Origin of the sequence: Polaribacter sp. Hel1_33_78, assembly GCF_900106075.1 — a bacterium.
GTDB lineage: Bacteria > Bacteroidota > Bacteroidia > Flavobacteriales > Flavobacteriaceae > Polaribacter.
The window spans coordinates 31,774-47,742 of record NZ_LT629794.1; the positions used below are offsets into that span (position 1 = coordinate 31,774).

The 15,969-nt window shown below is 30.6% G+C and carries 18 protein-coding genes; 11 read left to right on the plus strand and 7 right to left on the minus strand.

The window, feature by feature from the left end; genetic code table 11:
- Positions 1-8: 8 nt before the first annotated feature.
- Positions 9-677 carry a DUF4271 domain-containing protein gene (locus tag BLT88_RS00155; RefSeq protein ID WP_302846597.1) on the minus strand — a complete coding sequence of 223 codons (669 nt, stop codon included), beginning with the start codon at positions 675-677 and terminating at the stop codon, positions 9-11.
- Positions 678-732: 55 nt separating this feature from the next.
- Between BLT88_RS00155 and BLT88_RS00160 the strand changes: the two genes are divergently transcribed.
- From BLT88_RS00160 to BLT88_RS00175, 4 genes are read left to right on the plus strand one after another with little or no spacing between them, the layout of a single operon-like run.
- Positions 733-1,455 (plus strand): polyprenol monophosphomannose synthase, encoded by a 723-nt coding sequence (locus BLT88_RS00160; protein WP_091952172.1) that lies wholly within the window; start codon positions 733-735, stop codon positions 1,453-1,455.
- Between the two features lie 6 nt (positions 1,456-1,461).
- Entirely contained in the window at positions 1,462-1,923 is a 462-nt protein-coding gene (locus BLT88_RS00165) for a GNAT family N-acetyltransferase (protein ID WP_091952173.1), read from the plus strand.
- Between the two features lie 8 nt (positions 1,924-1,931).
- On the plus strand, positions 1,932-3,272 hold the full coding sequence (locus BLT88_RS00170) for a dihydroorotase (protein WP_091952175.1): 1,341 nt from the start codon (positions 1,932-1,934) through the stop codon (positions 3,270-3,272).
- A gap of 1 nt (position 3,273) precedes the next feature.
- A complete protein-coding gene (locus BLT88_RS00175) occupies positions 3,274-3,729 on the plus strand; it encodes a DUF4296 domain-containing protein (protein WP_052107596.1) in 456 nt (151 codons plus the stop codon).
- Here the strand turns inward: BLT88_RS00175 and BLT88_RS00180 are convergent.
- Positions 3,722-4,720, minus strand: a complete 999-nt coding sequence (locus BLT88_RS00180) for an SDR family oxidoreductase (RefSeq protein ID WP_091952176.1) — start codon at positions 4,718-4,720, stop codon at positions 3,722-3,724. The two genes, BLT88_RS00175 and BLT88_RS00180, sit on opposite strands and share 8 nt — an antisense overlap.
- 187 nt (positions 4,721-4,907) lie before the next feature.
- Here BLT88_RS00180 and tyrS point away from each other — a divergent pair, with 187 nt between their 5' ends.
- Complete coding sequence (gene tyrS, locus BLT88_RS00185; protein WP_091952178.1) at positions 4,908-6,200, plus strand: tyrosine--tRNA ligase; 1,293 nt, start codon at positions 4,908-4,910, stop codon at positions 6,198-6,200.
- Between the two features lie 80 nt (positions 6,201-6,280).
- Here tyrS and mscL read toward each other — a convergent pair whose 3' ends face one another.
- Together mscL and BLT88_RS00195 are read right to left on the minus strand one after the other, a co-directional pair.
- Entirely contained in the window at positions 6,281-6,733 is a 453-nt protein-coding gene (gene mscL / locus BLT88_RS00190; RefSeq protein WP_036784742.1) for a large conductance mechanosensitive channel protein MscL, read from the minus strand.
- Positions 6,734-6,743: 10 nt separating this feature from the next.
- Positions 6,744-7,718 (minus strand): acyl transferase, encoded by a 975-nt coding sequence (locus BLT88_RS00195; protein WP_091952186.1) that lies wholly within the window; start codon positions 7,716-7,718, stop codon positions 6,744-6,746.
- Positions 7,719-7,941: 223 nt separating this feature from the next.
- On the opposite strand from BLT88_RS00195, the gene BLT88_RS00200 reads away from it, so the two are divergent.
- Together BLT88_RS00200 and BLT88_RS00205 are read left to right on the plus strand one after the other, a co-directional pair.
- Positions 7,942-8,382: a hypothetical protein gene (locus tag BLT88_RS00200; protein WP_091952188.1), complete on the plus strand. Its 441-nt coding sequence runs from the start codon at positions 7,942-7,944 to the stop codon at positions 8,380-8,382.
- Between the two features lie 197 nt (positions 8,383-8,579).
- A complete protein-coding gene (locus BLT88_RS00205) occupies positions 8,580-8,954 on the plus strand; it encodes a hypothetical protein (protein ID WP_231960021.1) in 375 nt (124 codons plus the stop codon).
- Here the strand turns inward: BLT88_RS00205 and BLT88_RS00210 are convergent.
- On the minus strand, positions 8,942-9,994 hold the full coding sequence (locus BLT88_RS00210; protein ID WP_091952190.1) for an isoaspartyl peptidase/L-asparaginase family protein: 1,053 nt from the start codon (positions 9,992-9,994) through the stop codon (positions 8,942-8,944). The two genes, BLT88_RS00205 and BLT88_RS00210, sit on opposite strands and share 13 nt — an antisense overlap.
- Positions 9,995-10,106: 112 nt before the next feature.
- On the opposite strand from BLT88_RS00210, the gene BLT88_RS00215 reads away from it, so the two are divergent.
- From BLT88_RS00215 to BLT88_RS00230, 4 genes are all read left to right on the plus strand, one after another.
- On the plus strand, positions 10,107-11,648 hold the full coding sequence (locus tag BLT88_RS00215) for an aldehyde dehydrogenase family protein (protein ID WP_091952192.1): 1,542 nt from the start codon (positions 10,107-10,109) through the stop codon (positions 11,646-11,648).
- Between the two features lie 173 nt (positions 11,649-11,821).
- Positions 11,822-12,709: a hypothetical protein gene (locus tag BLT88_RS00220; RefSeq protein WP_091952200.1), complete on the plus strand. Its 888-nt coding sequence runs from the start codon at positions 11,822-11,824 to the stop codon at positions 12,707-12,709.
- 178 nt (positions 12,710-12,887) lie between these two features.
- Positions 12,888-13,661, plus strand: coding sequence for a DUF1295 domain-containing protein (locus BLT88_RS00225; protein WP_091952202.1), 774 nt, complete (start codon positions 12,888-12,890; stop codon positions 13,659-13,661).
- Between the two features lie 2 nt (positions 13,662-13,663).
- Entirely contained in the window at positions 13,664-13,933 is a 270-nt protein-coding gene (locus BLT88_RS00230; RefSeq protein ID WP_091952204.1) for a hypothetical protein, read from the plus strand.
- 54 nt (positions 13,934-13,987) lie between these two features.
- On the opposite strand, the gene BLT88_RS00235 is transcribed toward BLT88_RS00230, so the two are convergent.
- Together BLT88_RS00235 and BLT88_RS00240 are read right to left on the minus strand one after the other, a co-directional pair.
- The gene (locus BLT88_RS00235) at positions 13,988-14,740 is read right to left on the minus strand and encodes an SDR family NAD(P)-dependent oxidoreductase (protein ID WP_091952206.1); all 753 of its coding nucleotides are present in this window, start codon (positions 14,738-14,740) and stop codon (positions 13,988-13,990) included.
- 260 nt (positions 14,741-15,000) lie between these two features.
- The gene (locus tag BLT88_RS00240; protein ID WP_091952209.1) at positions 15,001-15,933 is read right to left on the minus strand and encodes a hypothetical protein; all 933 of its coding nucleotides are present in this window, start codon (positions 15,931-15,933) and stop codon (positions 15,001-15,003) included.
- Positions 15,934-15,969: the final 36 nt, after the last annotated feature.

Below are 15,969 nucleotides of genomic sequence, written 5' to 3' on the forward strand. Positions count from 1 at the left end.
TTTTGTAATTAAAACATCAGTTTAAATAGTATAAATAGCGGTGCTATTTCGAACGTGCAAATGTACAAAATAAAATAAAACAACTTCTTAAAAATCAGGTTTTTATTACTAACCACATGAAACACAAATCTTATTAGAAACATAAAGCCTGTAAAATAGTACAAATAAGGATGTTTTAAGTTTGTATATTGACTTAAAACTAGTGCCACATATAGTAAAATTGAAATTGTATTTAAGTATCTAGATTTTGAAATAATAAAAAACCTGACTTCATTTTTTATTAAAAATACTTGTATACATAAATATTCTACTATTTTTAAAAGTAAAAAATAACAAAACAGACTAAAAAAAACTGATAAAAAAGAATAAAAGCTTGCATCACTTGCTGGCAATGTGTAGATCTTAAAATTAAAAATTAATAGCGATATTACAATTACAGAAAATATAAAAAATACCATTTGAAAAAAATCAAAAAAATTAGTTTTCTCTTCAGATTCTGTCTCGATAAAATTTATATTAAATAGACTATATATACTCCCTTTTAACCTGCTTAAATTTATTGCTTTTAATAAAACAATACCAAAGAGTAAAAACATTAAGACTAATGTAATCCAATGGTTAGAAGTTGTAATTTTATCTAGTGCTTGCAAGTAACTTTCATTTAATAAGATTAACACAAAATTAGTAATTAAATAATGTATATTTGTGTTCTTACTACATGAAAATTAATTTATGTCAGACGCGTTAGTCATTATTCCTACCTATAACGAAAAAGAAAACATAGAAGTTATCATTAAAGCTACTTTTAGCCAAAAAAAAAAGTTTCATATTTTAGTTGTTGATGATAATTCTCCGGATGGAACCGCCAAACTTGTAGAGAAATTAATTTTAGAATTTCCAAATCGACTTTTTTTAGAAAAAAGGTTAGGTAAACATGGGTTAGGAACTGCTTATATTCATGGTTTTAAATGGGCAATTGCAAAGAAATATGATTATATCATAGAAATGGATGCAGATTTTTCTCATAATCCAAAAGATTTAATTCGCCTATATAATGCTTGTAAAAAAGAAGGTGGCGCTGTTTCTGTTGGATCTAGATATGTAAACAATAAAGTTAACGTTGTTAATTGGGATATAAAAAGATTACTCCTTTCTTATTTTGCTTCAAAATATGTCCGTTTAATCACGAGCATTCCTCTTTTTGATACAACTGCAGGTTTTGTGTGTTGGAAAAGAGAAGTACTAGAAACAATACAATTAGACAAAATAAAATTTATAGGATATGCTTTTCAAATAGAAATGAAATTTAAAGCTTGGAAACATGGTTTTGACATAAGAGAAGTATCTGTAGTTTTTACCGACAGAGCACTAGGAACCTCTAAAATGAGCGGAAACATAGTTTCCGAAGCTTTATTTGGTGTGATAAAAATGAGATTAAAAGGGCTTCCAAGATAGATTAATATGAATGTAATTTCTCTCAGAAATGCTGATTTAAAAGACTTAGAAACACTCTTAGAATTTGAGCAAGGAGTAATAGAAGCCGAAAGACCTTTAGATCCTTTTTTGGCACAAGGCGAGCTGTTTTATTACAATATACCTGAATTAATTTCTAGTCAACAAATCCATTTTATAGTTGCCATTTCTAATGAAAAACTGGTAGCTTCTGGTTATTTAAGATTAGAAAATTCTGAACACTATCATAAAAACCCAGAACATGGTTATATTGGTTTTATGTACGTAAAACCATCATTTAGAGGCCAAAAAATTAGCAATCTAATTTTAAAATCTTTAAAAGATTGGGCAAAAGCAAAAAACCTAAAGGAATTGAGATTAGATGTATATAGTAATAATACACGGGCGATAAAAGCTTATGAACGTTTTGGATTTACCAAAAGTTTAGTAAATATGAGAATGGATATTTAAAAAGAAAAATGGCAAAATCAATTTTAATAAAAAATGCAAGAATAGTAAATGAAAACAAAACTTTTTTAGGTGATGTTTTGATTGAAAACGAAATTATAAAAAAAATTTCATCAGAAATAAAAGCAACTGAAAACTTCGAAGTTATTGATGCTGAAGGTAAACTTTTAATTCCTGGTTTTATAGATGATCAAGTTCATTTTAGAGAGCCTGGCTTAACACACAAAGCAACTATTGCCACAGAAAGTAGAGCGGCTGTTGCTGGTGGAATTACTACCTTTATTGAAATGCCCAATACCGTTCCACAAGCTACAACTCAAGATTTATTAGAAGATAAATTTACAATAGCCTCTAAAGATTCATATGCAAACTATTCTTTTATGTTTGGTGGCACGAACGATAATTTAGATGAATTACTAAAAACAGACCCTAAAAAAGTAGCAGGAATTAAATTATTTTTAGGATCCTCTACAGGAAATATGTTAGTAGATAACGAGCAAGTTTTAGAGAAAATTTTCTCGTCAACAAAAATGATTATATCCGTACATTGCGAAGACGAGGCTACTATCAAGAAAAATACACAAGAATTTATAAACAAATACGGAGAGGATATTCCTCTAAAATATCACCCAATTATTAGAAGTGAAGAAGCTTGTTATTTATCCTCCTCAAAAGCAATTGAGTTGGCTAAAAAAACCGGAGCAAGACTGCATATTTTTCATGTATCAACAGCCAAGGAAACCGAACTTTTTAGAAACGACATTCCTTTAGAAGAAAAACAAATTACTGCAGAAGTTTGCATTCATCATTTATGGTTTTCTGATAAAGATTATGCAGAAAAAGGAACACATATTAAATGGAATCCTGCAGTAAAAACGGAAACTGATAGACAAGGTTTATGGAAGGCTTTGTTGGATGATAGAATTGATGTGTTAGCAACAGATCATGCACCTCATACTTTAGAGGAAAAAAACAATGTGTACACAAAAGCGCCAAGTGGCGGACCTTTGGTGCAGCATGCAATACCTGCTATTTTAGAAAAAGTAAAAGAAGGTGTAATTTCAATTGAGAAAGCAGTTGAAAAGATGAGTCATAATCCTGCTAAATTATTTCAAATCGAAAAAAGAGGTTTTATAAAAGAAGGTTATTTTGCTGATTTAGTTTTGATTGATACCAATAAGCCTCAAAACGTTTCTAAAGATACTATTTTCTATAAATGTGGCTGGTCTCCTTTTGAAGGGACTACTTTTTCATCAACCATAACACATACTTTTGTAAATGGTAATTTGATGTATAAGCAGGGGGTTTTTAATGATAAAATTAAAGGAAAAAGAATTACTTTTAATCGGTAATATGAAAAATATAAGCTACATACTAATTTTTAGTTTCTTGATTTCCTGCACAAGTAACACCATTTTTGAGAAACCAAAAGACTTAATACCTAAAGATACAATGAGTCTTTTAATTCAAGAGATGATGATTGCTTCTTCCGCAAAACATGTTAAAAACAAGAATTTAGAAAAAAAAATTGAGTACATGTCTTTAGTGTATGACCAATTTAAAATTGATAGTACACGTTTTCAAAAGAGTAACTTGTATTATATGTCTAAAATAGATTTGTATCAAGAAATTTTTAAAGATGCTAAAGTACTTTTAGAGAAGCAAAAAGTTTTCTTTGAAGAAATAAGCAAAAGGCTCGATTCTATAAAAAAGGATTCTCTTGATATAATTAGAGCAAAAAATAAAAAGAAGATTGAAAAATTGGAAGAATCAAAGAAAAGAGTTTTGAAAATTAAACCTACTATTTAAGATACCGTTTAGAGATTCTTTGCACTGATTTTTCGAGATCTTCAAACTGATAATTTATTTTTTTTTGTATTTTTTCTGATGAATATTCAGCTACAGAATGAGCTGATCTTGCAGAGTATTTGCTCAACAATGGTTCTTTTCTCGCGATTTTTGAGACGCACCAGGCAAACCTCCAAAAGAGATTAGTTTGCCAGGGTTTTATTTTTATTGACGGTCGACTTTTACCAAGAGTATCCGCAATTAGAAAGAAAATTTCTTTGAATGATTTATTTTCTGAAATCAAAATAAAACGTTCGTTTTTAACGGGTGAATTCATCAATAAAATCATAGGTTTTACAACATCTTGTACTGACACAAAACCAGTAACTCCTTCCGTATAAAAACGGAATCCGTTATTCACTTGAGAAAATAATTTTCCCGAACCAGAATTCCAAAAACCACTTCCTAAAATAACTCCGGGATTTACGACAACCACATCAACTCCTTCTTGGCTAGCTCTCCAAACTTCCATTTCTGCACCAAATTTGGTGATAGAATAACCACTATTGTCCAATTCTTTATTCCATTCATTTTCTTCAGTAACTATTTTCCCTTTTAAAGAATCACCCACAGCAGCAATAGAACTTACAAAACATAATTTTTCAATTTTTGCAGCAATACAAAGATTTACAATAATCGCAGTTCCATGTATATTTACTTTTCGCATTTTTCTATAATCTTTAGGATTAAAGGAAATAAATGCAGCACAATGATATACCTGCTTTACATCAGAAAAAGCAGGGATCATTTTAGGAACATCGGTAATGTCTGCTTGATACCATTCTATCTTTGAAAATAAATTTTCATTTTCTGTATAATACCTAAAAACTTTTTTTACGTTTTCTAAAGACGATTTTGTTCTATAGATAGCTCTAATTGCAACATTTTGCAAACATAAATGATACAACAAATGAGAACCAACTAAACCCGTACCTCCAGTGACTAAAATCATACAGCTAATTTATGGTTTTTTCATCGATAAGTTTATCTTTGCCTTGTTAAAAAGCATTTATTTAAACCTGTTTAAAAACGGCAGATTGAGCTTGTGGGAAGTGATAATTTAAGCTATCAAAATACAGAAACTGTGAGCAGTTTAGTTTGACATCCCAATTTTAAAATTGAATTAATTAAAATTTACAATGAATAATTTTATTGCAGAATTACAATGGAGAGGAATGTTGCACGACAGCATGCCAGGAACGGAAGAGCATTTGTTAGAAGAAATGAGAAGTGCTTATGTTGGTTTTGATCCAACAGCAGACTCTTTACATATTGGAAACTTAGTTCCTATTATGTTATTAGCACATTATCAGAGATGTGGTCATAGACCTATTGCTTTAGTTGGAGGGGCAACTGGTATGATTGGTGATCCTTCGGGGAAATCTGCTGAACGTAATTTATTGGATGAGAAAACATTACGACATAATCAAGAATGCGTAAAAGCACAATTAGGTCATTTCTTAGATTTTACTTCTGATGAAAAAAACGCTGCAATTCTGGTAAATAATTACGATTGGATGAAAGATATTTCATTCTTAGAATTTATTAGAGATATAGGTAAACATATTACCGTAAATTATATGATGGCCAAAGATTCTGTAAAAAACCGAATTAGTGCTGAATCTAAAGACGGCATGTCTTTTACAGAGTTTACCTATCAAATGGTTCAAGGGTATGATTTCCTTCATTTATTCAGAGAAAACGCTACCACGATTCAAATGGGTGGATCTGATCAATGGGGAAATATTACAACAGGAACTGAATTAATTAGAAGAATTGGCGGTGGAAAAGGGTATGCAATTACCTGCCCTTTAATCACAAAATCTGATGGTTCTAAATTCGGAAAATCTGAAGGAGGAAATGTTTGGCTAGACGCTAAAAGAACCTCAGCCTATAAATTTTATCAATATTGGTTAAATACTTCTGATGAAGATGCAGAGAAATATATTAAAATCTTTACTTTTTTAAATCAAGAAACAATCAATGCCTTAATTGAAGAGCATAAAGAAACACCTCATTTACGTGTTTTACAAAAACGTTTAGGAAAAGAAGTTACTGTCTTAGTGCATGGTGCAGTAGAATATGAAAAAGCCATTGCCGCTTCTAATATTTTATTCGGAAAATCTACAGCTTCTGATTTAAAATCTCTAGATGAACAAACATTTTTAGATGTGTTTGATGGTGTGCCTCAAGCTACAATTTCAGCTTCTGATTTTTCTGAAGGATTAGATATGATAGGAGCTCTAGCGGCAAAAACCAATTTTTTAAAATCTAATGGGGATGCAAGAAGGGCCTTAAAAGAAAATGCAATTTCAGTAAATAAGGAAAAAGTAAAAGAGGATTTTATCATTACTTCTGATGACTTAATTGCTAATAAATATGTTTTATTACAAAGAGGTAAGAAGAATTATTACCTATTGATTGTAGCATAACTTAAATAATTAAATTTAAAAAAAGTAGCTGAAAATTTCAGCTATTTTTTTTGTTTTTTTTTTAACCTTTCCTTTTACTGCTACTTTTTTTGCGCTAACACCTTCATCAAAAACGCATTTTGTTTTTCTAATAACTCATTGGTTTTATTCATTAACTCAATATTTTTTGGAGTTACAACAGTTGTATTTTTAGGGTCGTCTGCTTTTTTCTTAATGGAATTCATCACCTTAACAACTAAAAAAACAGTAAAAGCGATCACTAGAAAATCTACACCAGCTTCAATCAGTTTTCCATAGCCTATTGCAATTTCTTCTAGTTTTACAACACCATCAACTATACCTGCCTCCCTTAAAACGATCTTTTTATTTGCCCAATTTTTACCTTGTGTCATAAAAGATAAAGGTGGCATTAAAACCTCTTTTACCAAAACATTCACAACCTTATTAAAGGCTGCTCCTATGATTACGCCAATGGCAATATCAATCATGTTTCCTTTAACCGCAAACTCTTTAAATTCTCTATATAATTTCATACTTTTAATCTTATAATACCATTAAATTACACCCTCGAATATCTGAATTATCAAACCTCCCAATAATTTCAAAAGATTTATTTTGATGCACTTTTCCTAAATCTTGAGTTGCGATAAATGAGCAAGAATTATAGTTTGCTAGATCAATTACATTGATTCCTCCTGCCTTTCCTGTTGGTAAAATACTTAATGCATCTTCTGTATCTCGGGTTAAAATTCTCATCCAAGAAGGCGTTTCAAAAACTCCTTTTCCTTTAGAATAGGCTTGACTTAAAAGTTCTGTCATTCCATATTCTGAGTGAATTTCATCTACCTTAAAGCCTTCTTGCAATAATTGATGCAACTCATTTCTAATCAATTCTTTTCTTCTTCCTTTCATTCCTCCAGTTTCCATCACTATAGTGTTATTAAGATTAAATTGATGTTTTTCAATCAAATCTAATAATGCAAAAGAAACACCAATCAACAAGATTTTTTGGCCTTTTTTGTCCAAACTAATCAGTTTATTGGCCAATTCATCAATATTATTCAGATAGAATCCGCTTTCAGGATTTTTAGATTTTACGATTAAATCATCAACCATAAAAACCAAAGAAGAACCATTTCTCTCCAAATAATTTGGCAATAAAGCGAGTACAACATAGTCTTCAATATCTCCGTAAAAATGAGCAAACGCTTTTAAATAACTTTCTTTATAAAATTTAATATCCGTAACAAAGTGTTTACTTGCAATGCTACCTGTTGTTCCAGAACTTGTAAACGTTTCTTTAACTTCATCGAGTGAAGACAGTACTTTTTTTATCTTAAAAAATTGAATGGGCAAAAAAGGAATTTGCTCAACTTTTGTAACATCCGAAGGATGTACATATAACAAATCGCAAAAAGAACGGTACACTTTATTATTTTTAAACTGATGTCTAAAAACCTCTAAAGCTACTCTTGTAAAATTTTCTTCGTTTTGTATGTTAAAAATGGATTCTTGCATAAACTTTTGCAAAAATAAGATTATTAGCCACAACCTTTTTAATCTTTTTACATCTTATATTTATTTAAACAACTATGAAGTCTCTTTTGCTGTTATTTTGCTATTTTATTTTTATCTCTTTTGCCGCTGCTGGCGAAAGGTTTTCTAATTGCAATAGAAATAATAGATTAAAAAAAATACTTAGTTAAAACAAATAAAACTACCCGACTTAAAATCAATACTTATGAATTTAAAAAATATTTTTAGCATCCTTTTTGTAATTTTATTCTTCTCTTGTGAAATTAATGAAACTGCAATCAATTCAAATAACCTTTTATTAGGTTCTTGGATTGAACCAAAATATGATTCAGAAACCACTACCTATAAAATTAGTGACAATAAATTTAAAACTCATTTAATCGGAGGGTTCAGTACTTTATTTTTAAAAGAAAATCAGATTCGTTTATCTACTTCTTCGTTCAGCAAAGAGGGAAAAGCCAATAATTTAAATAATATAAATTTTAGCGGGAATTTAGGAGTTGATTTCAATTACAGCCTTAATACAAATTGGTCTTTGCATATCAATCCAATGTTTAAAAGCCAATTAAATACTTTTAATAAAAATCCAGATAGGTTTCAACCTTATACTATTGGCATTTATACGGGAATTCATTACCAATTTTAAGAAACAAGGCTCTTATTAGAATAAAGAAAACACAATTTTATAAATGTCAAAGAAACCATCCTTAATTAAAATACTTGGTTTAAACGATTATTAATTCACTTCTATCGAAATTAAAATATTTTGAATGCGCATAAATATTATCTTTGCGGTAGCCCTTTCACTTAATACTTATTATTTCCTTTTAAAAAATAATTGCTATGAAGCTAATTTTATTAAAAGAATACGAAATGAAACTTATTGAAACTACTTATAGAACTTTCAGCGGCACAAAGAAAGTTATTGAAATCCCCAATAGAAGACCAACACAATGGATTATCTATCAAGATGACAAACCTGCTTTTTATGTAGATTTATATGATTTATCTATTGAGTCAAATGCTATGATGAATAGTTTGGTGCTATGCGCTAAAAAATCTATGGAATCTGTCTTAGCAAAAATCAATAAAAAAAATAACATCAATTTATCACTAATAAAAATTTCTAAACTAGGGGTGAAAAAGAAAATAAAAACAACGAAAATAGAAATTGACCTGGGGTATTTGCCTGAAGAGTGGCTAGATTATTCTTTATAAATTTTCACAATCAATGCATCTTTATCATTCATAGAAGCCCTGTACATTCCAGCCGTATTAAACTCAAAAGACATGTTTCCATTTTTATCTAATGCAACTACACCTCCCGTGCCTCCTAGTTTTGTTAGTTTATTCTGAATCACATCTTTTGTAGCTTGTTTTAATGTTTTTTGCTGATATTCCATTTGTGCAGAAATATCATATGCAACCTGACTTCTAATAAAATATTCTCCCCAACCTGTTGAAGAAACCCCACAAGTTTTATTATTGGCGTAGGTTCCAGAACCAATAATCGGTGCGTCACCAATTCTCCCCCAACGTTTGTTTGTCATTCCTCCAGTTGAAGTTCCAGCAGCAATATTTCCATTTTTATCTAAAGCTACACAGCCAACAGTTCCGAATTTGCTATTTTTAATATCGGTATCATAAAAAGCAGCCTTTTTATCATCATGATCTAATTCTGTTTTCTCTCTATCTTTTATTCTTTGAAGGGATTTAAAACGTCTTTCTGTATAAAAATAACTCGGGTTAACAATTTCTAAACCCTTTTCTTCTGCAAATATAGAGGCCCCTCTCCCGGAAAGCATTACATGATCCGAATCTGTCATAATCTTAATTGCTAACTCAATAGGACTTTTTACATTTGTAACTCCTGCAACTGCACCAGCGTTTAAAGTCTTTCCATCCATAAAAGACGCATCCAATTCATTCGTTTCTTCATGTGTAAAAACAGCCCCTTTTCCAGCATTAAATAATGGTGAAGCTTCCATAATTTGAATTGTTCTCATTACTGCCTCTTGGCTTGTTCCTCCGTTTTTCAATATTTTATGGCCAACCTTTACGGCTTCTTCTAACTTTGCTTTGTACTCGCCTTCTTTTTCATTAGACATATTTTTTTTTAAAATAGTACCTGCTCCGCCATGAATTATTATTGCAAAATTATTTGTTTTTTGAGTTTTCTCTTTCTCTGGCATTGATTCATCTGCTTTGCATCCGAAAAAAATCATTAGAACGGATACCATAAAAAGTAATTTTTTCATATATTTTTGTTTGATTTTAAACAAAAAATGTAATTTCTGTTTAATTTATTTATTTGTGAAATAATTCGTAAATTCGTTCCTCGAATTTAAACAACTAAAACCAAACTACAAAATGACAGATTTTGGAATTAAAGAAGCCTTGCTGGAATTAGGCGTAAAAGATATAAATCAGGGAACTTCTACTGGTTCTAATAATTTTTCTAACGGCGAAATTATTGAATCATACTCTCCAGTTGACGGGAAACTGATTGGTAAAGTAAAAGCTAGTACCAAAGAAGACTTCGAAAAGGTAATGGAATCAGCTACGGAAGCTTTTCTCTCTTTTCGAAATATGCCTGCTCCGCAAAGGGGAGAAATTGTACGTCAGTTTGGAAATAAATTAAGAGAAAAAAAAGAAGCTCTTGGAAAATTGGTTTCTTATGAAATGGGAAAATCATACCAAGAAGGTTTGGGTGAGGTTCAAGAAATGATCGACATCTGTGATTTTGCTGTTGGATTGTCAAGACAATTGAACGGACAAACAATTCCTTCTGAAAGACCCGGGCATGTAATGAGGGAACAATGGCATCCAATAGGTGTTGTTGGTATTATTTCTGCATTTAATTTTCCTGTTGCAGTTTGGGCTTGGAACACAGCTTTAGCATGGATTTGTGGTGATGTGTGTGTATGGAAAGGTTCTGAAAAAGCACCTTTATGCACGGTTGCTTGTCAAAATATCATTGCAGATGTATTAAAAGAAAATAATTTATCAGAAGGAATCTCTTGTATTATTAATGGAGATTATAAAGTCGGTGAAATGATGACCACCGATACTAGAATACCGTTAGTTTCAGCAACTGGCTCTACAAGAATGGGAAGAATTGTTGGTGCAACTGTTGCACAACGTTTTGGAAAATCTTTATTAGAATTAGGCGGAAATAATGCCATTATTATAACACCAACTGCAGATTTAAAAGTAGTAGTTCCCGGAGCGGTTTTTGGCGCTGTTGGAACTTGTGGACAACGTTGCACATCTACAAGAAGATTAATTATTCACGAATCTGTATATGATAAAGTAAGAGATGCCATTGTTGGTGCGTATGGGCAATTAACGATCGGAAACCCTTTAGATGAAAGAAATCATATTGGACCATTAATCGATCATGATTCTGTAAACACTTATCTAGCTGCCATTGAAAAAGCAAAAGCTGAAGGTGGAACTGTTTTAGTTGAAGGCGGTGTTCTAGAAGGAGAAGGTTACGAAAGCGGCTGTTATGTAAAACCAGCTATTATCGAGGCTGAAAATCATTTCGAAATTGTACAGCATGAAACTTTTGCACCTATTTTATACTTAATAAAATATACTGGCGAAGTAGAAAATGCTATCGGAAAACAAAACGGTGTTGCGCAAGGATTATCATCTGCAATTATGACCAACGAATTAAAAGAGGCTGAAAAATTCTTGTCTTATGCCGGTTCAGATTGTGGTATTGCAAACGTAAACATTGGAACTTCTGGTGCAGAAATAGGTGGCGCTTTTGGTGGTGAAAAAGAAACAGGTGGCGGCCGTGAATCAGGTTCTGATGCATGGAAGGTATATATGAGAAGACAAACAAATACCATTAACTATTCTGATGAATTACCTTTAGCACAAGGAATTAAGTTTGATCTTTAATAGATTTTAATATTTAAAAACATATAAAAGCCCAACTCAAAAGAGTTGGGCTTTTAGCTTTCTTAAACTTGACTTTCTCATAAAAAACAACTAAATTCGTTTAACTTCTGATTTAAAACATTAAAACGTTCGATATCATTATATTAGACAAAATATATCAGACTTAATAGCATATGAATTTTTTAAATAAAATTTATCAAATTTTTCTATCTGAGTTCGCCAAAAGGCGGATTGAAAAAACAATACTCTATGTTGCGTTATTTGGCTTTTTTATCCACTTAATTTTAATTTACTTATCAAAATTCGGTGTAGTAAATTTGTCTTTAGAATCGGAATTATTTAAAAATCCGATATCGGCAATTTACACCCCATTCTCATTTATACTTGTTTATGAAGTTTACTTATTAATCTATTACTTACCAAAGTCATTTACCACCTATATAACTAAACAGTATGAAATTATAACACTTATAATCATTCGAAAATTATTTAAAGATTTATCTGCTCTTGAACTGACATCAGATTGGTTTCAAATAAAAGGAGATCTGCAATTCACTTATGATATCTTGGCGTCAGTTATTCTTTTCTATCTGATTTTTCAGTTTCAAAAACAGGGAATGCAAAAATCAACGCAACAAAAGGACAATAAACTAAAAATTGAAAGATTCATCAGTAGAAAGAAAATAATTGCCATTGCGCTGGTTCCGATTTTTTTTATGATGGCTTTCGTTACACTTTTCAATTGGACTTCAGATGTTTCCCTTGGTTCTAATGACCTGGCTAGTTTTGAAACAATTAATAATCTATTCTTTGACGAATTTTTTACCGTTCTGATTTTAGTAGATGTTGTTCTACTATTAATTTCCTTCTTTTACACAGATAAATTTCATAAAATAATAAGAAATTCTGGATTTGTAGTTTCAACGATTTTAATCCGTATGTCATTCGGGGTAAGCGGATTAATAAGTACAATTTTAATTGTATTAGCTGTCCTGTTTGGATTAGCAATAATAATAATCCATAATAAATTTGAAAAAAATACTTTGCCTAACAATGTATAAAATTAATTGCTGGTTTTAGCCGATTTACGAAAGTCACAGCGGACTCTCTATCTGCATGTATTTGCTAAATTTAGTGGGTTAAGACACGTCGCTAATCTTATACAAGAACGTTAAACGAACCAATTAAATATACTCTCTTTATTAATGAATTTTACTTTATAGCACAATGATCAAATTTATGTCACAATTTATACAAGTAACATTTTTAATTTGGATTCTAGTAACCCTGCTTTGGGCATGGAGTGTTTTGATTAAAAATGTAAGCATTGTAGATATTTTCTGGGGTTTTGGTTTTGTAGTTGTCAATACTTTTTATGTGTACAATTTAGAAGAAATAAATCCAAGAAATTGGTTATTGTTAGCGCTAGTTTCTATTTGGGGTTTGCGTTTAAGTATCTATTTAGCGCTCAGAAATATTGGTAAAGGAGAAGATTTTAGATACCAACAATTCAGAAAAGATTATGGCGAAAAACGATATTGGTGGTTTAGTTATTTTCAAGTTTTTTTGCTACAAGGCGGTTTAATTCTAATTGTTTCTTTACCTCTATTAGGTATTCACTCCAATACAACTCTTGGAGAATTCATTTGGTTAGATTACATCGCAATTTTTGTTTGGGGTATTGGTTTTAGCTTTGAAGCAGGTGGCGATTATCAATTGTACCAATTCAAAAAAAATCCAAGCAATAAAGGAAAAGTTTTAAATACGGGTTTTTGGAGATATACAAGGCATCCTAATTATTTTGGAGATACTGCAGTTTGGTGGGCATATGCTTTATTTAGTGTTGCTGCAGGTGGTTATTGGCAAATTATTGGAGCGGTAATTATGACCTTATTAATTATAAAAGTTTCTGGAGTTGCCTTGCTAGAAAAAACATTAAATAACACAAAACCAAAATATAAGGAGTATATAGCAAACACGAATTCCTTTTTTCCTTGGTTTCCTAAAAAATAAAGATGATTGATTTTTTAAAAGAAAATATCTGGTTTATACTCTTCTTAATTTGGGGTTTTCCTTTAAGTATTTACAGAAGTAAATTCAGGAAAATAGTGTACCAAACAGATAGTTGGCTAATCAATATTAAACCACTTTTTATAAAAGAATTTAAAGGATTGTTGGGTAATTTATTTCCTGAAAATAAGGAATATATTAAACAACGAAATTTCTATCGATTTTACTTAAGTGTTTACACCATCCTCTTTTTACTCTATTTAAAATACACTTAATTATATTTTACTTTTCTTATTATTATTCGGAAAAAGTAGCTTTTTGTTTCCCTTTTAGGTTTTATGAATCATAGTTGCACTTGCTTGTGCTGTAGGAAAAACTACCAAATCTTCTATATTTACATGATATGGTCTTGTAATAACAAAATGAATAACATCTGCAACATCCTCTGCCTGTAATGCTTTATAGCCTTTGTAAACCGTTTCTGCTCTTTCTATATCACCTTTGAAACGAACCTCAGAAAATTCGGTTTGTACCAAACCTGGATGAATTGCAGAAACTCTAATATTGTGTTCATTCAAATCTAATCTCATAGACTTATTTAAGGCGTTCACAGCAAACTTTGATGCACAATATACATTTCCGTTCTTATAAACCTCTTTTCCTGCTGTAGATCCAATATTTACGATAAAACCATTATTGTTTTCAATCATTTGAGGAATGATCGCTTTTGAAACATACAACAACCCTTTTACATTAATATCTAACATTGCGTCCCAGTCATCAACATTTCCGTCTTGTATCGTTGATAATCCATGGGCATTACCTGCATTATTTATTAAAATATCTATTTGTTTAAAGTTTTCGGGAAGTGCATTCATGGCGGCTTCAACTTCTGTTCTTTTAGAAACATCAAACTGTAAAGTAGTTACTTCTGTTAGTTTACTTAATTCATTTTGAAGTTCTTTTAGGCGCTCTGCTCTTCTACCACACAGAATTAACCTAATATTATTTTTGGCAAAAATTTCTGCAGTTGCCTTTCCAATTCCTGATGTTGCTCCTGTAATAAATGCTGTTTTATTCATAATTTATTTTAAATACTCATTAAAAAAAGATATTTATCAATTGACTTTCCTAAAGCATGTGCGCTACCTTCAAACAAAAAACATCTTATTTTCAGCGATACCAAACCTAATATAAAAGTATAAAAACAAATTGTTTCGTTTGTTCTTTAAAATTTGAATTTTTCATCAATTATTAACAAAGAAAAAACCGCTCTTTTCAGAGCGGTTTTCCTTTCGATTGATTATTGAGAAATAACCAACCAAAAATCAACTAACCAAACTTATTTTAAACTTCTTCTAATCTTTGTCTTTCTATTTATTTTAGTACGTTTTCTGTTGTTGTTTCTTACAATTTGTTTACTATTTTTTCCAGTTTTTTCACTTTTCAAATACTGTAAAAATCCTCTTCCAGAAAAATCGTATATAGTATCTGAATTTACATGATACAAACGAATAATATTGTCATCTATAACGTTCAATTCAAATTCTTCCGTATCTCCCTCATCATAATTAAGTGTTAAAATCTTTAGATCTTCATAATCTACTACATCATACACTTCATATCCTCCAACAAAATTCCAATTAATTAAGTCAATATTTGTGCCAAGAGTGTCCTGAGAACTATAAAATGTTGTTATATCTTCAGGAGTAAAGGAGAGATAATTTTCTTGATCAAAAACATTTTGAGTTCCGCCAACGGCATCTACTTTTTCCCAAGCGATATATTCTTGTAAAAAATATTCTATATTTTCATAAAATAATTTATCGTAATCAAAATTTCGAGTAGTGTACCCTATTAAGTAATAGCTTACATTTTCTCTATAATTATATAGCCTTATTTCATTATTCGAAATAATAGTTACTTCAAAATCGTTTACGCCATCTAGTATATGATTGGTTTCTAGCAATCCATTATATGTATTGTAGTTTCCTACATCAATTCCTAAACCATTGCCTGTTTTACCAATATCTACAATATTGTTATTTGCATATACTACACCGTTTATAAATGATAATGTAAATGCTCTGGAAACATAAGGTATATCGCCACTTCCAATAGTTCTGTGATAATCTACATACCATAAATCATATTCCGAAACTACTTCTTCTAAAGTTGGCTCATACTCATAATAAGAATCCTCGAAAATGGTAGAACAAGAAGTTAGTAGCGCGCCTGCTATAATAATTGTAAAAAGTAGTTTTAGAGTCTTCATAAGCCTTGTATTTATAAGATATACTTACAAAGATTC

Bases quoted from the DNA above. Each gene is read 5' to 3' on its own strand.
- BLT88_RS00160 (WP_091952172.1), top strand. From the start codon at position 733: ATGTCAGACGCGTTAGTCATTATTCCTACCTATAACGAAAAAGAAAAC.
- BLT88_RS00165 (WP_091952173.1), top strand. From the start codon at position 1,462: ATGAATGTAATTTCTCTCAGAAATGCTGATTTAAAAGACTTAGAAACA.
- BLT88_RS00170 (WP_091952175.1), top strand. From the start codon at position 1,932: ATGGCAAAATCAATTTTAATAAAAAATGCAAGAATAGTAAATGAAAAC.
- BLT88_RS00175 (WP_052107596.1), top strand. From the start codon at position 3,274: ATGAAAAATATAAGCTACATACTAATTTTTAGTTTCTTGATTTCCTGC.
- BLT88_RS00180 (WP_091952176.1), bottom strand. From the start codon at position 4,720: ATGATTTTAGTCACTGGAGGTACGGGTTTAGTTGGTTCTCATTTGTTG.
- tyrS (WP_091952178.1), top strand. From the start codon at position 4,908: ATGAATAATTTTATTGCAGAATTACAATGGAGAGGAATGTTGCACGAC.
- mscL (WP_036784742.1), bottom strand. From the start codon at position 6,733: ATGAAATTATATAGAGAATTTAAAGAGTTTGCGGTTAAAGGAAACATG.
- BLT88_RS00195 (WP_091952186.1), bottom strand. From the start codon at position 7,718: ATGCAAGAATCCATTTTTAACATACAAAACGAAGAAAATTTTACAAGA.
- BLT88_RS00200 (WP_091952188.1), top strand. From the start codon at position 7,942: ATGAATTTAAAAAATATTTTTAGCATCCTTTTTGTAATTTTATTCTTC.
- BLT88_RS00205 (WP_231960021.1), top strand. From the start codon at position 8,580: ATGAAGCTAATTTTATTAAAAGAATACGAAATGAAACTTATTGAAACT.
- BLT88_RS00210 (WP_091952190.1), bottom strand. From the start codon at position 9,994: ATGAAAAAATTACTTTTTATGGTATCCGTTCTAATGATTTTTTTCGGA.
- BLT88_RS00215 (WP_091952192.1), top strand. From the start codon at position 10,107: ATGACAGATTTTGGAATTAAAGAAGCCTTGCTGGAATTAGGCGTAAAA.
- BLT88_RS00220 (WP_091952200.1), top strand. From the start codon at position 11,822: ATGAATTTTTTAAATAAAATTTATCAAATTTTTCTATCTGAGTTCGCC.
- BLT88_RS00225 (WP_091952202.1), top strand. From the start codon at position 12,888: ATGTCACAATTTATACAAGTAACATTTTTAATTTGGATTCTAGTAACC.
- BLT88_RS00230 (WP_091952204.1), top strand. From the start codon at position 13,664: ATGATTGATTTTTTAAAAGAAAATATCTGGTTTATACTCTTCTTAATT.
- BLT88_RS00235 (WP_091952206.1), bottom strand. From the start codon at position 14,740: ATGAATAAAACAGCATTTATTACAGGAGCAACATCAGGAATTGGAAAG.
- BLT88_RS00240 (WP_091952209.1), bottom strand. From the start codon at position 15,933: ATGAAGACTCTAAAACTACTTTTTACAATTATTATAGCAGGCGCGCTA.